Consider the following 16,268-nt stretch of genomic DNA (forward strand, 5'->3'; position numbering starts at 1 on the left):
GCGTACGCGGTGCGAAGATGCGAGGCCGGGATGGGGCCTTCGATGCCGCCGCTGTCGCGGCAGGCTCGAAGGCCCCATTCCGGCCTCGCCCAGCCGTCGGCCCTTCGGGCCGAGGTCCGGAAATGGTTTTAAAGGCTGATGGAAGGGAATATTTCACTCTTCAAATGCGGCGCTTCGCCGCTGGCGCCCGTGGTCGTGGAAATGGGCCGGCCGTGCTGGCCGGCTTTGCGGCCAGTGTCGGCCGGCCCATTTCCACGACCACAACGACCGACGCTCCGCCGCCCGCCGTTCCCGACCACGCCTCCACCCGCCCCGTCGGGGGGGACCGGGGGGGATCATCCCCCCCGGCCGCCGGAGGCCTCTTGCCTCTTCAGTCTGCCGCTTTATCGCCGCGTCTACTTCTCGCCGCCGACACCGGCCGGGTCGGTGGGCAGGTAGACGACTTGCGCGCCGATGGCCTGGGCGATAGCGTCCAGTTCGCGCTTGCGGATATGCTCGGCAAAGAATTTGATGTCGCCCGTGGCAGCGACGACGCGGTAGCGGGGCTTTTTTTCGCCCTTTTCGATCTTGCGGCGCTCGCGCGCGAAAATCTGGGACACGGTCCACCTCCATGGTGAGCGGTTTGCCCTGATTGATGTTGATCAAAACATATGTGCTATAAGCATCTATGTCAAGGAGAAGTCCCGATGTCGGATAAAATTGGGCCCGGGAAACCGGACCGCTACATGCAACCCTCTATCCTCATGGCCTTGCTGGACGGGAAGTCCCATGGCTATGAGCTGTTGCAACATATTGCCGAGTATGGATTTCTCAAGGGCGATGCGCCGCCGGGCATGATCTACCGGCATTTGCGCCAGATGGAGGAGGAGGGTTTGGTATCCTCGCAGTGGGATGCCACCGGCTCCGGGCCGGCCAAGCGGGTCTACGCCGTCACGGACGAAGGCCGCGAGGTGCTCGACGCCTGGGTAGGCTACATGGAGCGCCAGGCGGCAGCGCTTACGGCCTTCGCCAAGCGCTACCGGGACCGGGAATAGGGGGTGTCCGGGCGCGTCAGGCGGCCTTGCCGTCGCGCTTGCCCAGTGCCGCCGTCCAGCGGCCCAGGCCCTGGGCGCGCACCTGGAGCACGGGCCGGCCGGCCCACAGCGACGGCCGCAGCCAGCCGCCCGTGGCAATGGCATCACCGGGCATGGGCACCAGGGCGTCGCGGTCCACGGACACCACTTCGATGCCCCGGCGCTGGAGTTCGGCCACGGCCACCGTCTCGGGCAGGCGGCGCATGTCGCCCAGTTCGATGAACCGGCCGCACCAGCCGTGGCGCGTGAGGCCAACGGCGGCCGTGGCGCCGATGATGCCGTCGTTCGTGCCGCCGACGCCGGCCAGGAACACGCCGGTTGCGGCCGTCATGGCCGCCTGCTGGCTCACCCGGCCGCCATTGCAGGACAGGGCGAAATCGACCAGTCCGGCGTCAACGGCGCTGGAAACGGCCAGGCACACCCCGGGGTCGCTGCCGTCGGGGGCGTTTTCGGCCAGATAGGCGGCGGCCGCCTCGAAAAGCGGCTTGGCCAGGGTCGGGTCGTCCGTTTCCAGGATGGCGCAGGCCGAGCTGTTGTTGCTGGTGTAGGGAATCTCCGGAAGCTTGGGCAGCTGGTGGCGCAACACGGCGCGCAGCCGGTAGGTTTCGGGCAGTGCGGCGCAGAAGTCGCGGATGGTGCGGCCCGTGCCTTTGGGCGAGGCCTTGGTGTCCGTATCGTCGAAGCCGAGGTACAGGATGGCGGCGTCGCGCGTTTCGTTCATGGTTCCTCCCGTGGCGTCGGCGGGGATGCCGCGCCCGAAGCGCTCCGATACCACGGGGGTGTTTGGGGAGACAATCGCAAATATTATAAATAACTTATGTTAATAGTGACATGGCTGGTTATTTTTTCGGTTTGCCGCCGGTTTCCTGGCCGGTGACGTGGTTCATGGAAAAGCCGCCCTGGTAGATGACGCCCGTGGTGGTGTCCATGACGTATTCCAGTTCGCCGTTGGCGATGTACTGGTAGCGGCCGATGCCGCGATTGGCGAGAAAACCGTAGGCCGCCGCGGCCAGGGCGGCGACGGCGGCCAGTTTGCAGGCGACGTCCACGACGTCCTTGAATCCCTGGGGCATGTCCTTTCTCCGTTACCAAACGATGCGGGGCCGGGCGCGGGCTAGGCGGTCTCGTCGTCTTCCCGGGCCAGGCCGTATTTGCGGATGCGGTAGCCGATCTGGCGCAGGGTCAACCCGAGTTCCCGGGCGGCCCGCGACTGGACCCAGTTGTGGCGCGTCAGGGCACTGAGGACCTGCTGGCGTTCCATGTCGCGCAGTTCGGCCGCGTCCTCGGGCAGCACCTGGGGCCGCTCGCCCTCGGCCAGCATTTCGGTCGGGATGTCGGCGATGTCGATGCGGTCTTCGGGCGCGGTCACGGCCAGGCGGCTGACCAGAGCGCGCAACTCGCGGATGTTGCCCGGCCAGTCGTAGGCTTCCAGGGCTTTGAGGGCCTTGGGCGTCAGCGACAGGCGCCGGCCGTCCCGGGCCGATTCCTGGGACAGCAGGTCGTCGAGCAGGGCCGGGATGTCCTCGGGCCGCTCGCGCAGGCTCGGGACGCGGATGACGGCCAGGGCTGGCGTTGCGGCCAGTTCGGAGCCCAGCCCCTGGGGCGGGGCCGTGAACAGGACGCGGGTGCGGCTTGAGCGGTTGCGCCCGCCGCCCAGGCGGTTGAAGGAGCCGTCGGCCAGATAGCGGCAAAGCCGTTCGCAGACCTCGGGCGGCAGCCGGTGGGCTTGTTCGATCAACAGCGTCCCGCCGTCGGTCTCCTCGAGCAGCCCCGGCGTGCCGGGCTTGTCCAGGCCCCGGGAGCCGCCGAACAGGCGCAAGGCGGCCTGCTGGGCCCCGGCCGCGTCGAAGACCGAGAAAAGCCGCACCGCCCGGGGGGAAAGCTCGTGGATGAGCCGGGCCAGCACGCCCCGGCCGCTGCCGTCCTCGCCCAGAACGGCCACCGATCCGTCGGCCAGGGCGGCCCGGTCCACGGCGGCGCGCAGCGGGTCCAGCAGGGGGCTTATCCCCGTCGAAAAGACATGGTGGTAGCGCAACGACACCTTGGAGCGCAGGAAGGCGACTTCCTGGGCCAGGCTGCGGTTGCGATCCCGGCCCTGGGCCGCCACGCGCACCATGGCCGCCACCGCTTCGGCCAAAAGGGCCACCAGGCGCAACGCCGCTGCATCGAGCGGGCCGACCGGCCCGTCCACGAAAAGCCAGCCCCAGGGCATGTCGCTGCCGGCGCACACGGGCGCGGCCAGCATGGCCGCCGTGTCCGCCCGGCCGTCCCGGCGCAGGACCCGGGGACAGGCCCCGGCCTCGCCGCGCTCCAGGGCGGCCCCGAGCAGCAGGCCGACGTCCGGCGCGCCGAGCTGGGCCCGGATGGACGGCGCATGGTCCGTGTCGGCCAGGACCACGGCGGCGCAGGTCAGGCCCGGCAGGCCGGAAAGGGCCTCCATCAGGCGCGCCAGCAGGCCATCGAGGCCACGGCCGGTGTCCGGGGCCAGTTCCAGGCAAGCCAGGGCACGCTGGACGACGGAAACATCCATGGCGGTTTCTTCCTTTGTGGTGACGGTCGGGCCTTCTTGTTCCAGGTTTGCCCGCCCGGCGTCAATGCCCGGTCCGTTGCGGCGCGCCTGGTCGCGGCCCGGGGCGCATGGACAGCACGGCGGTTGTTTGCCACAGTCGGGTCCGGTCCGGGAAGGCGGACGGCTGGGCTGTCCCGCCGTCCGCCATCTTCCCGGCCTGGCCGCGGCGCGGCCGGCCCGCCCGGGGACGCACGCGTCCCAATGCCTTGCGGGGACGGGTTGCGCGTCGGGAAGCGGCTGTCGGCCCCGGCATCCTTTTTTGTCAAGGAGACTCCCTCATGCAGCGCAGAGCCAGCGGCGTCCTGTTGCACATCACCTCGTTGCCTTCCCCCTGCGGCATCGGCGATTTCGGCCCGGGCGCGCGGCGTTTCGCCCGTTTCCTGGCCCGGGCCGCCCAGGCCTACTGGCAGATATTGCCCCTGGCCCCGACCTCGTCGTTTATCGGCAGCTCGCCCTACAGCTCCGATTCGGCTTTTGCCATCAACCCCCTGCTCATAAGCCCCGAACAGCTGGCCGCCGACGGCTGGATCGAGCCGCAGGACATCGAGGCGGGCCGCCCGGCCGGCTCGCCCTCCCGGGTCGATTACCCGGCCGTGGAGGCCTACAAGGACGGCCTGCTGCGCCGGGCCTTCGAGGGCAACCGCGAAAAACTGGCCGATCACCCCGGTTTTCAGGTTTTTTGCCATGTCGCGGCCGCCTGGCTCGACGACTATGCCCTGTTTCGGGCCATCAAGGCCGAGCGCGGCGGCCAGGGCTTCGCCGACTGGCCGGCCGAGCTGCGCGACCGCCGGCCCGAGGCCCTGGCCGCCGCCCGGCAACGCCTGGCCGACGCGGTGGAACGCATCCGCTTCACCCAGTACCTGGCCTTTTCCCAGTGGCAGGCCCTGCGCCGGCATCTGCGCGAAAACGACATCCAGGTGATCGGCGACATGCCCATCTACGTGACCCAAGACAGCGCCGACGTCTGGGCCAGCCCGGAACTCTTCAAGCTCGATGCCCGCAAAAACCCCGTGTTCGTGGCCGGCGTGCCGCCGGACTACTTCAGCCGCACCGGCCAGCGCTGGGGCAACCCGGTCTACGACTGGCCGGCCCACGAGCGCACCGCCTTTGCCTGGTGGCTCACGCGCCTGGGGCACAACCTGGAGCTCTACGACGTCATCCGGTTGGATCACTTCCGGGGCTTCGAGGCCTATTGGGAGATCGCGGCCGCCGAGGAGACGGCCGTGCGCGGCACCTGGGTCAAGGCCCCGGGCTTGGCCCTGTTCAAGGCCATGGGCCGGCGCTTTCCCGCGCTGCCGCTCATTGCCGAGGACCTGGGCGTCATCACGGCCGAGGTGCGCGAGCTCATGGCCGCCTTCGGCTTTCCGGGCATGAAGATCCTCCAGTTCGCCTTCGGCCCGGGCATCGCCGAAAACCGCGACGCCCCCCACAACTACGAGCGCAACTGCGTGGCCTACACCGGCACCCACGACAACAACACCACCCTGGGCTGGGCGCGCTCGGGCGAGGCCGGCGAGGCGGGGCGCAAGGCGCTGTTCGCCTACCTCGGCCGGGAGGTCGCCCCGGAGCAGGCCCCCTGGGAACTCATCCGCCTGGTCATGGGCAGCGCGGCGGCCACGGCCGTGACCCCCATGCAGGACCTGCTGGGCCTTGGCGAAGGGGCGCGCATGAACATGCCGTCCGTGGCGGCGGGCAACTGGGGCTGGCGAGTGACGGACGAGCAGCTCGAGGACGCCCTGGCCGAGCGGTTGCGTGGGCTGACCGAAATTTTCGGCCGCAACCATTGACCCGCCGCGACGCCTACGCCGCCGTGGCCGGGCTCTACGATCCGGTCACGGCGGCCTTCCTCGATCCGGTGCGACGGCTGGTCCGGGACACCCTGGTCGGGCTCGGGGCGCGCCGGGTGTGCGACGTGTGCTGCGGCACGGGGCGCCTGGTCGGGGTGCTGCGCCGGTCGGGTCTTGAAGCCGTGGGGGTCGACGCCAGCCCGGCCATGCTGGCCCGGGCGAGTCGGGCCGGGCTGTCCTTGCCGATACCCGTCGCCCGCCAGGACGCCCGGCGGCTGGCCTTTGCCGACGGGACCTTCGACGCGGCCGTCACCACCTTCGCCCTGCACGAAAACGGCCCGGACGACCGCCTGGCCGTGCTCGGCGAGCTGTTCCGGGTGACCCGGCCGGGCGGGCACGTGCTGGTGGCCGACTACCTGGCCGGGCTTCCCCCCTCGCCCATGGGCCTGCTGGTCGGGCTGGCCGAGCGCCTGGCCGGGGCCGAACACTCCCGCAATTATCGGGACTTCCTGGCTAGAAAAGGGGTTGTGGGCCTTTTTCGGGCGGCGGGCCGGCCGGTTGCCCGGTTGCGTCCGTGTCTGGGGGGGCGGGCGGCCCTGTTGGTGTCGCCGGTTCCGCCGGGTTCGCCGGCGGCGGGGACGGCGGCGGCTCGCCCCTGATGACGCGTTTGCCCCGAAGCTTGGGGTCGCGGGGCGGCAGGGGCTTTTTGGCCGTCGGTTTGGCCGGCAGGTTGAAATCGGCCGTCACCGGCTCGGCATGGGCTTCCTTGATCTTCCACAGCAGGTTTTCGTCGCGAACCAGGGCGAAATAGCAGTTCATGGCCGCCTGGCGCGGCTTGCCGTGCTCCTGCCAGCTGAGCTTGGCCACCAGATGGGCCGAGGCGTTCTCGTTTTTGGCCTCGATCTGCATGGGCTCCAGGAACTGGATGCGCAGCCCGGCCTTGCGCTGCTCCTCCAGCACCTCGGGCAGGCGCTGGGGCAGTTCGCTGCCCCGGATGGGCCGCACGGCGTTGCCGAGCAGGGGCACGATCCGGGCGCCGTCGGCATACAGGCGCAAATTGGCCTTGACGTCGCCACCCATGACCACGGCCGGGTATTTCACCAGAAAGTCGTGGACGTTTTTGGCGTCGGCCGAGGCGAAGCCCGTGGGCTTCGGCGCCGGGCTCTTTTTCCTGGACGCGCCGGCGCAGGCGCCAAGGGCCAGGACCAGGGCCAGCAGGGCGAAAAGGACGGGCAGCCGGCGCATGACGTTCGCCTCGGCCTACCCGGCGCCCTGGCCGCCGTTTGCCCGGGGGCCGGCGGCCCGGCGCAGCAGGAAGCGGTAGGAACGCACGCCGTGGACCATCTCGCCAAGGAGCCTGCCGCCGCCGCGCACGAAACACAGAAGCGGCATGAAGCCCCAGGACTGGCTGGCGTAAAGCAGGCGCCGCAGTTTGCGCGACCAGACAAGCTCGGGCAGGATGTCGCGCTTTAGCCCCTGGCCGTAGACGGCGGCCGGGTCGGCGCCGCGCGTAAGCGCCGCCAGGGCGGCCTGGCCGGCCAGTTCGCCGCTGCGCAGGGCGTAGTAGATGCCCTCGCCGAAAAGTGTCTCCACCAGCCCGGCCGCGTCGCCGGCCAGCAGCACCCGGCCGTGCCAGGGCCGCTCGATATAGTTGCCGTAGGGCAGGCCGTGCCCCTTGGCCCGGTCGGCCAGTTCCCCGGGCAGCCCCAGAAAGGTCACGAACTCGCGGAACATGGCCCTGAAATCCTTGGCATGACGGGCGATGTGGCCGCCGATGCCGATGACCAGCCTGTCCGCGTGGGGAAACACCCAGCCGTAGCCGGCCCGCAGAAAGCCGGCGTAGACCGTGGGGCAGGGGGCGTGGAGGTCCTGGTGGACCCGGCCCGAAAGCAGGGCGTCGTCGCGGGGCAGGGAGAACTCCATGGCCCCGCCGAGCCCGGCCTTCCAGGCGGTCCGGTCGAAGGGGCAGGCGGCGCGCACGAGGCTGGCCACGCCGTCGGCGCCGATGACGAAACGGCCGCGAAATTCCCGGCCGTCGGCCAGGCGCACCAGGCCCGAGGCCGGGTCCACGGCCGCAACGCGGGCGTCTTGGCGCACGTCGGCCCCGGCCTTGACCGCCCGGTCGAGCAGGTGCTTGTCGAAGACCCGGCGGGCGGTGAAATGGAAAGGGTAGAAGGTCTCGCCGGCGGCGATGGTGCGGTCGCGGAAGCGGATGCGGTAGCCGGCCACGGCGGCGTTGAACACGCCCGTGGCCAGCAGGCCCTCGGCGGTCTCGGCGAAGACGCGCTCCAGCACGTCCACGGCCTTCCAGGTGAGCAGACCGGCGCACAGCTTGTCGCGGGGGAAGGCGGCCTTGTCGAGGACCAGGACGGAGACGCCCTTTTGGGCCAGCACATGAGCGGCGGTGGACCCGGCGGGGCCGGCGCCGACGATGACGACGTCATGGGTTTCGGTCATGAGGAATGGTTGCGGCTAGAGGTTGCGCCGGGTTGCCATCGGGGGGCCTGCCGGCTAACGATACCCCGGACCATAACCGCTGCCCGCCCCCGGGGCAATGCGCAACCAAGGCTTGTTGCCCGTGACGCACCGCATCCCCCTCGACGCCGTGGTTTTCGATTTCGACGGTACCCTGGCCGAACTGGTCATCGATTTTTCCGCCATGAAGGACATGGTGGCCCGTTTCGCCGCCGGGCACCTGGCCGAGGTGCCGCCGGCCGACGGCCTGCCGGCCCTGGAATACGCCGGCCGGCTGGCCGGGCGCATCGCCGCGATTTCCCCCGAGGCGGTGGCGGCCTTCACCCGGGACGTGGCCATGGGCATCCGGGAGCAGGAGATCGCCGCCGCCGCCGAGGCCAGGCTTTTCCCGTCCACGCGCGCGGCGCTCACCCGCCTGGCCCGGGCCGGCGTCAAGGTCGGGGTCATCACCCGCAACTGCCGGGCGGCGGTGCTGGCGGTCTTTCCCGACCTGACCGACTATGCCGGGGTTCTGGTCGCCCGCGACGACGCCAGCCGCGTCAAGCCCGACCCGCGCCACCTGCTGGGCGCCCTGCGGGTTCTGGGGGCGCGGCCCGAGCGGTCGCTCATGGTCGGCGACCATCCCATGGACATCGCCACGGGCCGGGCCGCCGGGGCGCGTACGGCCGGCGTGGCCAGCGGCCGCACCTCTCTCGAGGAACTGGCCGGCCACCAGCCGGACTACCTCGCCCCGGACGTCGGCGCGCTGGTGGCGATGCTGTAGCGGGACGCGGGAGTGCGGGAGCGCGGGGGGAGGTGGGGGAAGAATGCCTCCGGCGGCCGGGGGGGATGATCCCCCCCGGTCCCCCCCGACGGGGCAGAGGCGGGTGGAGGCGTGGTCGGGAACGGCGGGCGGCGGAGCGTCGGCCGTGGTGGTCGCGCAATCGCCCCGGGCGGTGCAGGCCGCAAAGCCGGCCAGCTCGCCCGGGACGATTGCGCGACCACGGGCGCCAGCGGCGAAGCGCCGCATTTGAAGAAAAGAGTCCTTTGAATGCCTCTTGAAGAGGTTTCAAAGCAATATTCCAAGAACTCGGCCCGAAGGGCCGACGGCTGGGCGAGGCCGCAATGGCGCCTTCGAGCCTGCCGCGACAGCGGCGGCAGCGAAGGCGCCATTGCGGCCTCGCATCTTCGCGCCGGGCGCGTCCCGTCTCCCAGTGACGGGCGCCTCTCCCGCCCGCCTGAGCCGGACGGGGGGCCTGGGGGGCGTGACGCCCCCCAGTGGGGAGGTCCAGGAGGGGCAACGCCCCGCCTGGCGGGGTGCAGGGGCAGCGCCCTGCCCGCCGGAGGCTTTTCCCCCTGCCCCTACCACTCCCCCTGCTTCTTTCCCTTCCCTTGACCCTTACCCTCACCCTACCGTCAGCGTCACCGCGCCGGGCACAGAAAGACGGCGGCCAGGGGGGGCAGGGTCAGGGTCAGGGAGAAGGGGTGGTCGAAGCTTTCGATCTCCTCGGCCATGACCGCGCCGGCGTTGCCGAGGCCCGAGCCGCCGTAGATCTTGGCGTCGCTGTTTAAAAGCTCCGTCCACAGGCCCGGGATGGGCACGCCGATGCGGTAGCCTTCGCGGGGCACGGGCGTGAAATTGAGCGCGACGAGCACCACGTCGTCGTGGCGCTTGCCCCGGCGCAAAAAGGCCAGGACGCTGGCTTCGGCGTCGCGGTAGTCGATCCACTCGAAGCCCTCGGCCTTGAAATCGCGCTCGCACAGGGCCGTCTGGGCACGGTAGAGGTGGTTGAGGTCGGCCACCCACTGGAGGATGCCCTGATGCGGCGGGCTGTCGAGCAGTTCCCACTGGGGCTCGGCGTCGTGGTTCCACTCCTGCCACTGGCCGAACTCGCCGCCCATGAACAGGAGCTTCTTGCCCGGATGGCCGAACATGTAGCCGTAAAGAAGGCGCAGGTTGGCGAAGCGCCGCCAGTCGTCGCCGGGCATCTTGGAAAGCAGGCTCTTCTTGCCGTAGACGACCTCGTCGTGGGACAGGGCCAGCACGAAGTTTTCCGAGAAGGCGTACCAGATACTGAAGGTCAGTTCGCCGTGGTGGTATTTGCGGAAAATGGGGTCGCGGGAAAAATAGTGCAGCGTGTCGTGCATCCAGCCCATGTTCCATTTCATGCCGAAGCCCAGGCCCCCCAGGTAGGGCGGCCGGGAGACCATGGGCCAGGAGGTCGATTCCTCGGCCATGGTTTCCGTGCCGGGGAAGCGGGTGTAGACCATTTCGTTGAGCCGCCGCAGGAAGTCGATGTTGTCCAGGTTCTCGTGCCCGCCGTGGATGTTGGGAATCCATTCCCCCTCGCGCCGGGAATAGTCGAGGTAGAGCATGGAGGCCACGGCATCCACGCGCAAGGCGTCCACGTGGTAGCGGCCAAGCCAGAACAGGGCGCTGGAGATGAGGAAGGCCCGGACCTCGAACCGGCCGGTGTTGAAGATGTAGCAGTTCCAGTCCGGGTGGTAGCCTTTTTTGGGGTCGGCGTGCTCGTAGAGGTGGGTGCCGTCGAAAAAGGACAGCCCGTGGCCGTCGGTGGGGAAATGGGAGGGCACCCAGTCGAGGACCACGCCGATGCCGTTTTGGTGCAGCCGGTCGATGAGCGCCATGAAGTCCTGGGGCGTGCCGAAGCGGCTGGTCGGGGCGAAATACCCGAGCGTCTGGTAGCCCCAGGAGCCGAAGAAGGGGTGCTCCATGACGGGCAGGAATTCCACGTGGGTAAACCCGGCCCGCAAGACGTGCTCGGTGAGGCTGTCGGCCAGTTCGCGGTAGGACAGGGACCGGTAGCGGTCCTCGTGCACGCGCCGAAACGAGCCCAGGTGGACCTCGTAGATGGAAATGGGCGCGGAAAAGCCGTTTTTTTCGTGGCGCGCCGCCATCCAGCCCCCATCTCCCCAGTCGTAGCCCAGGTCCCAGACGATGGAGGCCGTGCTCGGCGAGGTCTCCCAGTAGAAGGCGTAGGGGTCGCCCTTGTCGGCCCGGTAGTCGCCCACGGCCGAGTGGATGTGGTATTTGTAGCGCGCGCCGGTGCCCAGGCCCGGGACGAAGCCTTCGTGGATGCCCGAGGCGTCGTGGCGCACGGCCAGGCGGTGGCGGCCGGGCTCCCAGTCGTTGAAATCCCCCACCACGGACACGGACTTGGCGTTGGGTGCCCAGACGGCGAAATGCACGCCGTCTTCGCCCTCCACGGCCATGGGGCGGGAACCGAGCTTGTCGGGCAGGTCGAAATGGTTGCCCTGCTTGAAGAGGTAGACGTCGTGTTCGGTCAGCCTGGATACGTCGTGGCGGGGTGGCTTGGCGTCCCACATGGTCAGGCGCTCCTTGAACCGGCCGCCTGGCGGGCCGGCCTTGGCGGAAGGCATAATCAAAAGGGTTTCTTCGGGCAAATGCCGCCCGGTGTCGCGTCCTCGAAGGGAGCCTAGACATTTTTCAGAGATAACGCACGAGAATAATAAATTTTTATTTGAAAATACGCGCGTCTTTTCAAGGGGCGGCAAGCTAGGAGAAGGTCAGGGTCAGCCCGACGCCCACCTCGTGGACGGGGAGCCTGGCGGCCAGGGACAGCTTGGCGGTCAGCCCCGTGCAGTGGCAGGGGTAGAGGGCGCACACGCCGGCCTCGGCCAGCCAGTCGGTCACGGCCAGGACCCGGTCCGGGGAGGCGTCGTGGAGATGCAATCCGCCGACGATGGCCGCCAGCCGGGTTTCGCCCGTGACCTCGCGGGCGTGGGCCACGATGTTGCAGATGCCGGCGTGGGAGCAGCCCGTGACGATGACCAGGCCCTCCTCGCCGAGATAGGCCAGGGCGGTGTCGTCGGGCAGGGTGTCGGGCGTGGTGCCGTGTTCGGTCAGGCGCACGCCCACGGGCGGGGCCTCCTCGAAGGGGAACTGGCGGGGGATTTCGCCCAGGAAAAAGAGCCAATCCGTCAGCCGCAGCGGCTCCCGGGTCAGGCGCGGGGTGAAATGGTCGCCGAGTGTGGCCTCGCGCACCATGGAGCCGATGGTCAGGCCGTTTAAGCGCCTTTGGGCGAAGGCCTCGGGATGGGCCACCAGCAGCGGCCGGCCGGGCGGGCGGCCTTCGGTGGCCCGGTTGGTGAAAAGGGTGACCAGATGGGCCAGGCCCCAGGTGTGGTCCAGGTGGCCGTGGGACAGGGCCACCACGTCCAGGGCGCCGAGGTCCAGGCCCAGGCGGCCGGCGTTGACGCACAGCACGTCGGAATAGCCGCAATCGAACAGCACCCGGCGGCCGCCGTCGCGCAGCAGCAGCGAAAGCCCCGGCTCGCCCAGCAGGTAGCGGTCGGTGAGGGTGTTGTTGTCCACGAGAACGGTCAGCCGCATGGCCGCATGTGGTCATAAACCGGGAAAAAGTCAAGGAAATCCTGGACAAAGCATGCCTGGTCGGGCATGAAAACGGAAAGTTCGCCAAGCCTTGCCCAAGGGGGAACCATGAACGGAACATTGCGAAGCGTCTGCGGCCTGCTCCTGCTGTTGTCCGTCCTTGTCGTGGGGTGCAGCGTGTCCATCGACCTGACGCCGCCGCCCCCGGCCGGCTACATCCGGGTTGTCGGCGCCGATTCGGTCAACGTGCGGGTCTGCCCGTCGCCCCAGTGCGAGGTGCGCACCGTGGTCTACCGCGGCCAGGGGCTGCGCGTGTACGAATACCAGAACGGCTGGGCGCGCATCGTGGTGTCCGATTCCGGCGTGACCGGCTGGATGGACGCCCGCTACCTGCGCATGCCGTAACGGGGCGCCCGGCCCCGGTTCCCGGCCGCCGGCCGCGTCGCCGTCCCGGGTTGGGGCGGCGGCCGCGTCAGGCGGTCGCCTCGTCCCCGCTTCCCGCCGCCAGGGCCGCTTTGACGCCGGCCGGATCGTCCCGGCACAGGGCGTCGGCCAGTTCGTCGAGGCGGTCGATGAGGTCGTCCAGAGGCGGCGGCGTGGGCAGGATCGGAACGCCGAGGCAGGAGGCGTCCAGGCAGGCATAAGCCAGGTCGTTGTCCAGGCGGCAGGCGTCGCCCACCCCGCCGCACGTGTGCTCCTGTTCCTGGAGTTGGGGGTCCAGGGACTTGGTGAAGCGCAGCATGTCCGAGGGGCACTGGCAGGAGTTGACCGAGGCGATCTCGGCGTTGAGCTGGGCGACCGTTTCCAGCAGGCGGCCCAAGCCCGGGACGCGGGCCTTGCGGCGCGGGTCGCGGGGATCGGGCACGTAGGTCCCGTCGTTGTAGAGTTCCAGCTCCCGGCGCAGGTCCTCGTAGGCGTTGCGCACGGTGCGTCGGTAGCGGCCGGCCGTGGTCAGGCCAAGGGCGGTGCGGATGCGCGGCCGCAAGGCGCCTGTGTCCGCGAAGGCGGCCAGGGCGGCCACATCGAAGCCCAGGCCGGCCAGGAAGGCGTCGGCCCGCTGCCCCCCCAGCAAAAGCGCCCGGAAGGCCCGCCACCGGGCCAGGGCCAGCTGGCCCTGGCGGGCGACCTTGTCGCGCTGGGCGGCGAAGGCTTCCAGCCGCTCGTCCAGGCGGCGGCGGCGGGAGAAGAAGTTGTCCGCCATTTCCGTCAGCAGTTCCTGCTTGAGATCGTCGGCGTAGTCGCTTCCAACGGCCATGGCTCGCTCCCCGGCTCGGGTTGATCCTGTCCGCTGGTATCCTGTGGCTGTGCACTTGGCAAGGCAAGGATGCCATGACAACCGGGGCGCTTTGGGCTAGCCTGGGGACGAGGTGTGTGCCCCATGCCAAGCGAAACCCGCACCAAGCAGCGGCTTGCGGCCGAGGTCGCGGCGCTTACCCGCCGCATCGCCGAACTCGAGGAGCTGCACGCCCAGTGCCTGGAGTCGGAGCGGGACTTGCGCCGCAACGAAGCCCGCTACCGCCGGCTCCTGGAAAGCGTCACCGACTATGTCTACACCGTGGCCGTGCGCGACGGGCTGGCCGCCTCCACGGTCCACGGCCCCAACTGCCTGGCCGTCACCGGCTACGCCGCCGAGGAATACCGGGACAACCCCATGCTGTGGCTGGCCATGGTCCCGGAAGAGGACCGGCCGGCCGTGGTCGCCCACGCCGCCCGGGTCATGGCCGGTGACCCCGCCCCCCTGGAACACCGCATCCTCCACAAGGACGGCTCCATCCGCTACGTGCGCAACACCCCGGTCGTCCACCACGACGCCTCGGGCGCCGTCGTCTCCTACGACGGCATCATCAACGACGTCACCGAGCGGCGGCGGGCCGAGGAGCTCATCACCCGCATGTCGCTGCACGACGGCCTCACCGGCCTGCCCAACCGGGCCCTCTACATGGACCGCCTGCGCCAGACGCTGCACCTGGCCGAACGGTCCGGGGAAAAGGCGGCGGTCTATTTCATCGACCTCGACCGGTTCAAGGCGGTCAACGACGCCTTCGGGCACGAGGCCGGCGACCGGGTCCTGGTGGAGGCGGCCCGGCGGCTGTCGGCCTGCGTGCGCCGCAGCGACACCGTGGCCAGGCTCGGCGGCGACGAATTCGTGGCTTTGACCCCGGGCGTGGGCGACGTGGCCAATGCCAGCCTCATCGCCGGCAAGCTGGTGGCGGCCATGCGTGCGCCGTTCCTCGTCCAGGGCCAGCGGGCCGTTCTGGGGGCGAGCGTGGGCGTGGCCCTTTTCCCCGACGACGCCAGCCGGGCCGGAGACCTGCTGCGCCTGGCCGACGCGGCCATGTACGCCGCCAAAAACGCCGGGCGCAACGCCTGGCGCCTGGCCGGCTCCCTGCCCGAGCCTCAGCCGGCCCAGCCCAGCAGCGACCACCAGGCGTAATCGACCGGCCACAGCACGGCCATGGTCAGGGCGGCCGTGACCAGGCACAGCCGGGCCACGTCCCCGGCCGCCAGGCCGCCGGACTGGATGGCCACGACCAGGGGCGGGGCCTGATAAGGCAGGATGACCGTGGAAAAGCCCAGGACCTGGGTCATGGCCACGGCCTGGGGGGACCAGCCGGTGGCCGTGGCCAGGGTGCCCGTCAGCGAGGTCATGACCGGGGGCACGCCCGGCAGCGTCACCACCAGCCCCACCAGGGTGGACAGCCCGGCAAGCAGGCCGAAGGTGCGCGCCGGGCTGTCGTGGGCAAAGGGCAGCACGGCCAGGGCTCCGTTCGCGACCCGCCTGCCCAGGCCGCTGTGGTCGGCCACCGCGCCCAGGCTGACAATGCCGGCCACATAGAAGATCGGCTCGAACTTCAGGGCGCTGAAGGGGTTTTTCCCGGTCAGCCCGCTTCCCGGAAACAGGCACCAGACCGCGACCAGCATGCCGATCCAGGCCGCCGGGATGCCGTGCCAGGCGTCCGTGGCCCACAGCCCCACGGCGAGCACCAACACCACGGCCAGATGGATTTCCCGGGCCGAGGCCTTGCCGACGGGTGCCCCGGCCGGGTTCGGTTCCAACTGGGGCGTGTCGCGGTAGGCTGCGATGAGCAGGGGGACGAGCAGCGCGGCCTTGGCCAGCCCCAGGACCGGAAAGTGCAGGAGCAGGTAGGCGCCGTAGCGCAGCGGCGCGCCCAAGGCGGCTTCGACCGTGCCCATGAAGACGGTGTTGGGGATGTTGGCCGGAAGCACGGCGAAGGCCGGCAGGTAGGTGCCGAAGATGCCGGCCAGGAGCACGCCCCGGCGGCCTTTGCTGCCCGGCCGGTAGCCGAGCCGGTCGGCCAGGGCGGTGAGGATGGGGAGCAGCAGCATGACCCGGCCCATGGCCGAGGGCATGGCGAAGGTCAGGGCCAGGCCGAACAGTGTCACCACGATCACGGCCCGGGGAAACGACCGGCCGATGCGCGGGGCCAGCCCCGAAGCCAGGCGCACGCCGAGGCCGGTGTGCTGGATAGCCAGGCCGATGGCCGCGCCGGAAAGCACCAGCCAGGTGGCCGAGGAGGCGAAGCCGGCGAACACGTCGGCCGGTGGGGCCGCCTTGCCCATCATGCACAGGGAAAAAAAGACCAGGGCGGTCAGCCACTCCGGCAGCCAGCCCGTGGTCCAAAGCCCGATGCCCAAAAGGACGACGATGGCCGGCCGGGCCAGGGACTGCGGCGGCGCCGGCACCAAGGGCAGGGCCACGCCGGCCGCGAGGATCGCCGCCAGGGCGATGCCCTGGCGCGGGGCCAGGGAAAGGAAGGCCGGTGGACGGCCGGGGGTGTCGGGTGCGGTTCGTTGCATGGCAGCCTCGGGATTCGTTTTTGAGCAGTGGCAGGGCGTTGCCTGAAAACGGCCTCAAGAGTCGCACCCGCAGGGGATGGCTTGCCGCTGGCCGGCCTGGGGCGCCAGGGCCGGCGGGCGGATGCCGCGCGCCGCTGCGTATCCGGGGCAGGGGGCCGGGGACAGGGGCCATAACGCCGGCGCGGGCCGGG

Annotated in this window: 15 protein-coding genes; 6 read left to right on the plus strand and 9 right to left on the minus strand. The window is 70.1% G+C overall.

Going from position 1 to position 16,268, the window contains the following annotated elements:
• Window positions 1-395: 395 nt before the first annotated feature.
• Complete coding sequence (locus tag ACP59X_RS01855) at window positions 396-599, minus strand: hypothetical protein (protein WP_342465397.1); 204 nt, start codon at window positions 597-599, stop codon at window positions 396-398.
• A gap of 87 nt (window positions 600-686) precedes the next feature.
• Between ACP59X_RS01855 and ACP59X_RS01860 the strand changes: the two genes are divergently transcribed.
• A complete protein-coding gene (locus tag ACP59X_RS01860) occupies window positions 687-1,034 on the plus strand; it encodes a helix-turn-helix transcriptional regulator (protein ID WP_428564237.1) in 348 nt (115 codons plus the stop codon).
• A gap of 16 nt (window positions 1,035-1,050) precedes the next feature.
• On the opposite strand, the gene ACP59X_RS01865 is transcribed toward ACP59X_RS01860, so the two are convergent.
• From ACP59X_RS01865 to ACP59X_RS01875, 3 genes are all read right to left on the minus strand, one after another.
• Window positions 1,051-1,794, minus strand: coding sequence for a hypothetical protein (locus tag ACP59X_RS01865; protein ID WP_428564240.1), 744 nt, complete (start codon window positions 1,792-1,794; stop codon window positions 1,051-1,053).
• A gap of 118 nt (window positions 1,795-1,912) precedes the next feature.
• A complete protein-coding gene (locus tag ACP59X_RS01870; protein ID WP_428564243.1) occupies window positions 1,913-2,146 on the minus strand; it encodes a hypothetical protein in 234 nt (77 codons plus the stop codon).
• A gap of 41 nt (window positions 2,147-2,187) precedes the next feature.
• Window positions 2,188-3,603 (minus strand): AAA-type ATPase lid domain-containing protein, encoded by a 1,416-nt coding sequence (locus ACP59X_RS01875; protein WP_428564246.1) that lies wholly within the window; start codon window positions 3,601-3,603, stop codon window positions 2,188-2,190.
• Between the two features lie 317 nt (window positions 3,604-3,920).
• Between ACP59X_RS01875 and malQ the strand changes: the two genes are divergently transcribed.
• Entirely contained in the window at window positions 3,921-5,429 is a 1,509-nt protein-coding gene (gene malQ / locus ACP59X_RS01880; protein WP_428564249.1) for a 4-alpha-glucanotransferase, read from the plus strand.
• The gene (locus tag ACP59X_RS01885; protein WP_428564252.1) at window positions 5,426-6,088 is read left to right on the plus strand and encodes a class I SAM-dependent methyltransferase; all 663 of its coding nucleotides are present in this window, start codon (window positions 5,426-5,428) and stop codon (window positions 6,086-6,088) included. The genes malQ and ACP59X_RS01885 overlap by 4 nt, the downstream gene beginning before the upstream one ends.
• 601 nt (window positions 6,089-6,689) lie before the next feature.
• On the opposite strand, the gene ACP59X_RS01890 is transcribed toward ACP59X_RS01885, so the two are convergent.
• Window positions 6,690-7,886, minus strand: a complete 1,197-nt coding sequence (locus tag ACP59X_RS01890) for a geranylgeranyl reductase family protein (RefSeq protein WP_428564255.1) — start codon at window positions 7,884-7,886, stop codon at window positions 6,690-6,692.
• Between the two features lie 121 nt (window positions 7,887-8,007).
• On the opposite strand from ACP59X_RS01890, the gene ACP59X_RS01895 reads away from it, so the two are divergent.
• On the plus strand, window positions 8,008-8,667 hold the full coding sequence (locus tag ACP59X_RS01895) for an HAD family hydrolase (RefSeq protein ID WP_428564258.1): 660 nt from the start codon (window positions 8,008-8,010) through the stop codon (window positions 8,665-8,667).
• 638 nt (window positions 8,668-9,305) lie between these two features.
• On the opposite strand, the gene glgB is transcribed toward ACP59X_RS01895, so the two are convergent.
• Together glgB and ACP59X_RS01905 are read right to left on the minus strand one after the other, a co-directional pair.
• Window positions 9,306-11,231 (minus strand): 1,4-alpha-glucan branching protein GlgB, encoded by a 1,926-nt coding sequence (gene glgB, locus ACP59X_RS01900; protein WP_428569788.1) that lies wholly within the window; start codon window positions 11,229-11,231, stop codon window positions 9,306-9,308.
• A gap of 190 nt (window positions 11,232-11,421) precedes the next feature.
• Window positions 11,422-12,258, minus strand: a complete 837-nt coding sequence (locus ACP59X_RS01905; RefSeq protein WP_428564261.1) for an MBL fold metallo-hydrolase — start codon at window positions 12,256-12,258, stop codon at window positions 11,422-11,424.
• 108 nt (window positions 12,259-12,366) lie between these two features.
• On the opposite strand from ACP59X_RS01905, the gene ACP59X_RS01910 reads away from it, so the two are divergent.
• Window positions 12,367-12,663 (plus strand): SH3 domain-containing protein, encoded by a 297-nt coding sequence (locus ACP59X_RS01910; RefSeq protein WP_428564264.1) that lies wholly within the window; start codon window positions 12,367-12,369, stop codon window positions 12,661-12,663.
• A 67-nt stretch (window positions 12,664-12,730) separates the two neighbouring features.
• Here the strand turns inward: ACP59X_RS01910 and ACP59X_RS01915 are convergent, their stop codons facing one another.
• Window positions 12,731-13,513 carry a hypothetical protein gene (locus ACP59X_RS01915; protein WP_428564267.1) on the minus strand — a complete coding sequence of 261 codons (783 nt, stop codon included), beginning with the start codon at window positions 13,511-13,513 and terminating at the stop codon, window positions 12,731-12,733.
• Between the two features lie 123 nt (window positions 13,514-13,636).
• Here ACP59X_RS01915 and ACP59X_RS01920 point away from each other — a divergent pair, with 123 nt between their 5' ends.
• A complete protein-coding gene (locus ACP59X_RS01920; RefSeq protein WP_428564270.1) occupies window positions 13,637-14,692 on the plus strand; it encodes a diguanylate cyclase domain-containing protein in 1,056 nt (351 codons plus the stop codon).
• Here the strand turns inward: ACP59X_RS01920 and ACP59X_RS01925 are convergent.
• Window positions 14,656-16,077 (minus strand): SLC13 family permease, encoded by a 1,422-nt coding sequence (locus ACP59X_RS01925; protein ID WP_428564275.1) that lies wholly within the window; start codon window positions 16,075-16,077, stop codon window positions 14,656-14,658. The genes ACP59X_RS01920 and ACP59X_RS01925 overlap by 37 nt on opposite strands.
• Between the last annotated feature and the right edge of the window lie 191 nt (window positions 16,078-16,268).

The sequence above is a fragment of the Solidesulfovibrio sp. DCME genome, assembly GCF_049995385.1.
In the GTDB taxonomy this organism is placed as follows: domain Bacteria; phylum Desulfobacterota; class Desulfovibrionia; order Desulfovibrionales; family Desulfovibrionaceae; genus Solidesulfovibrio.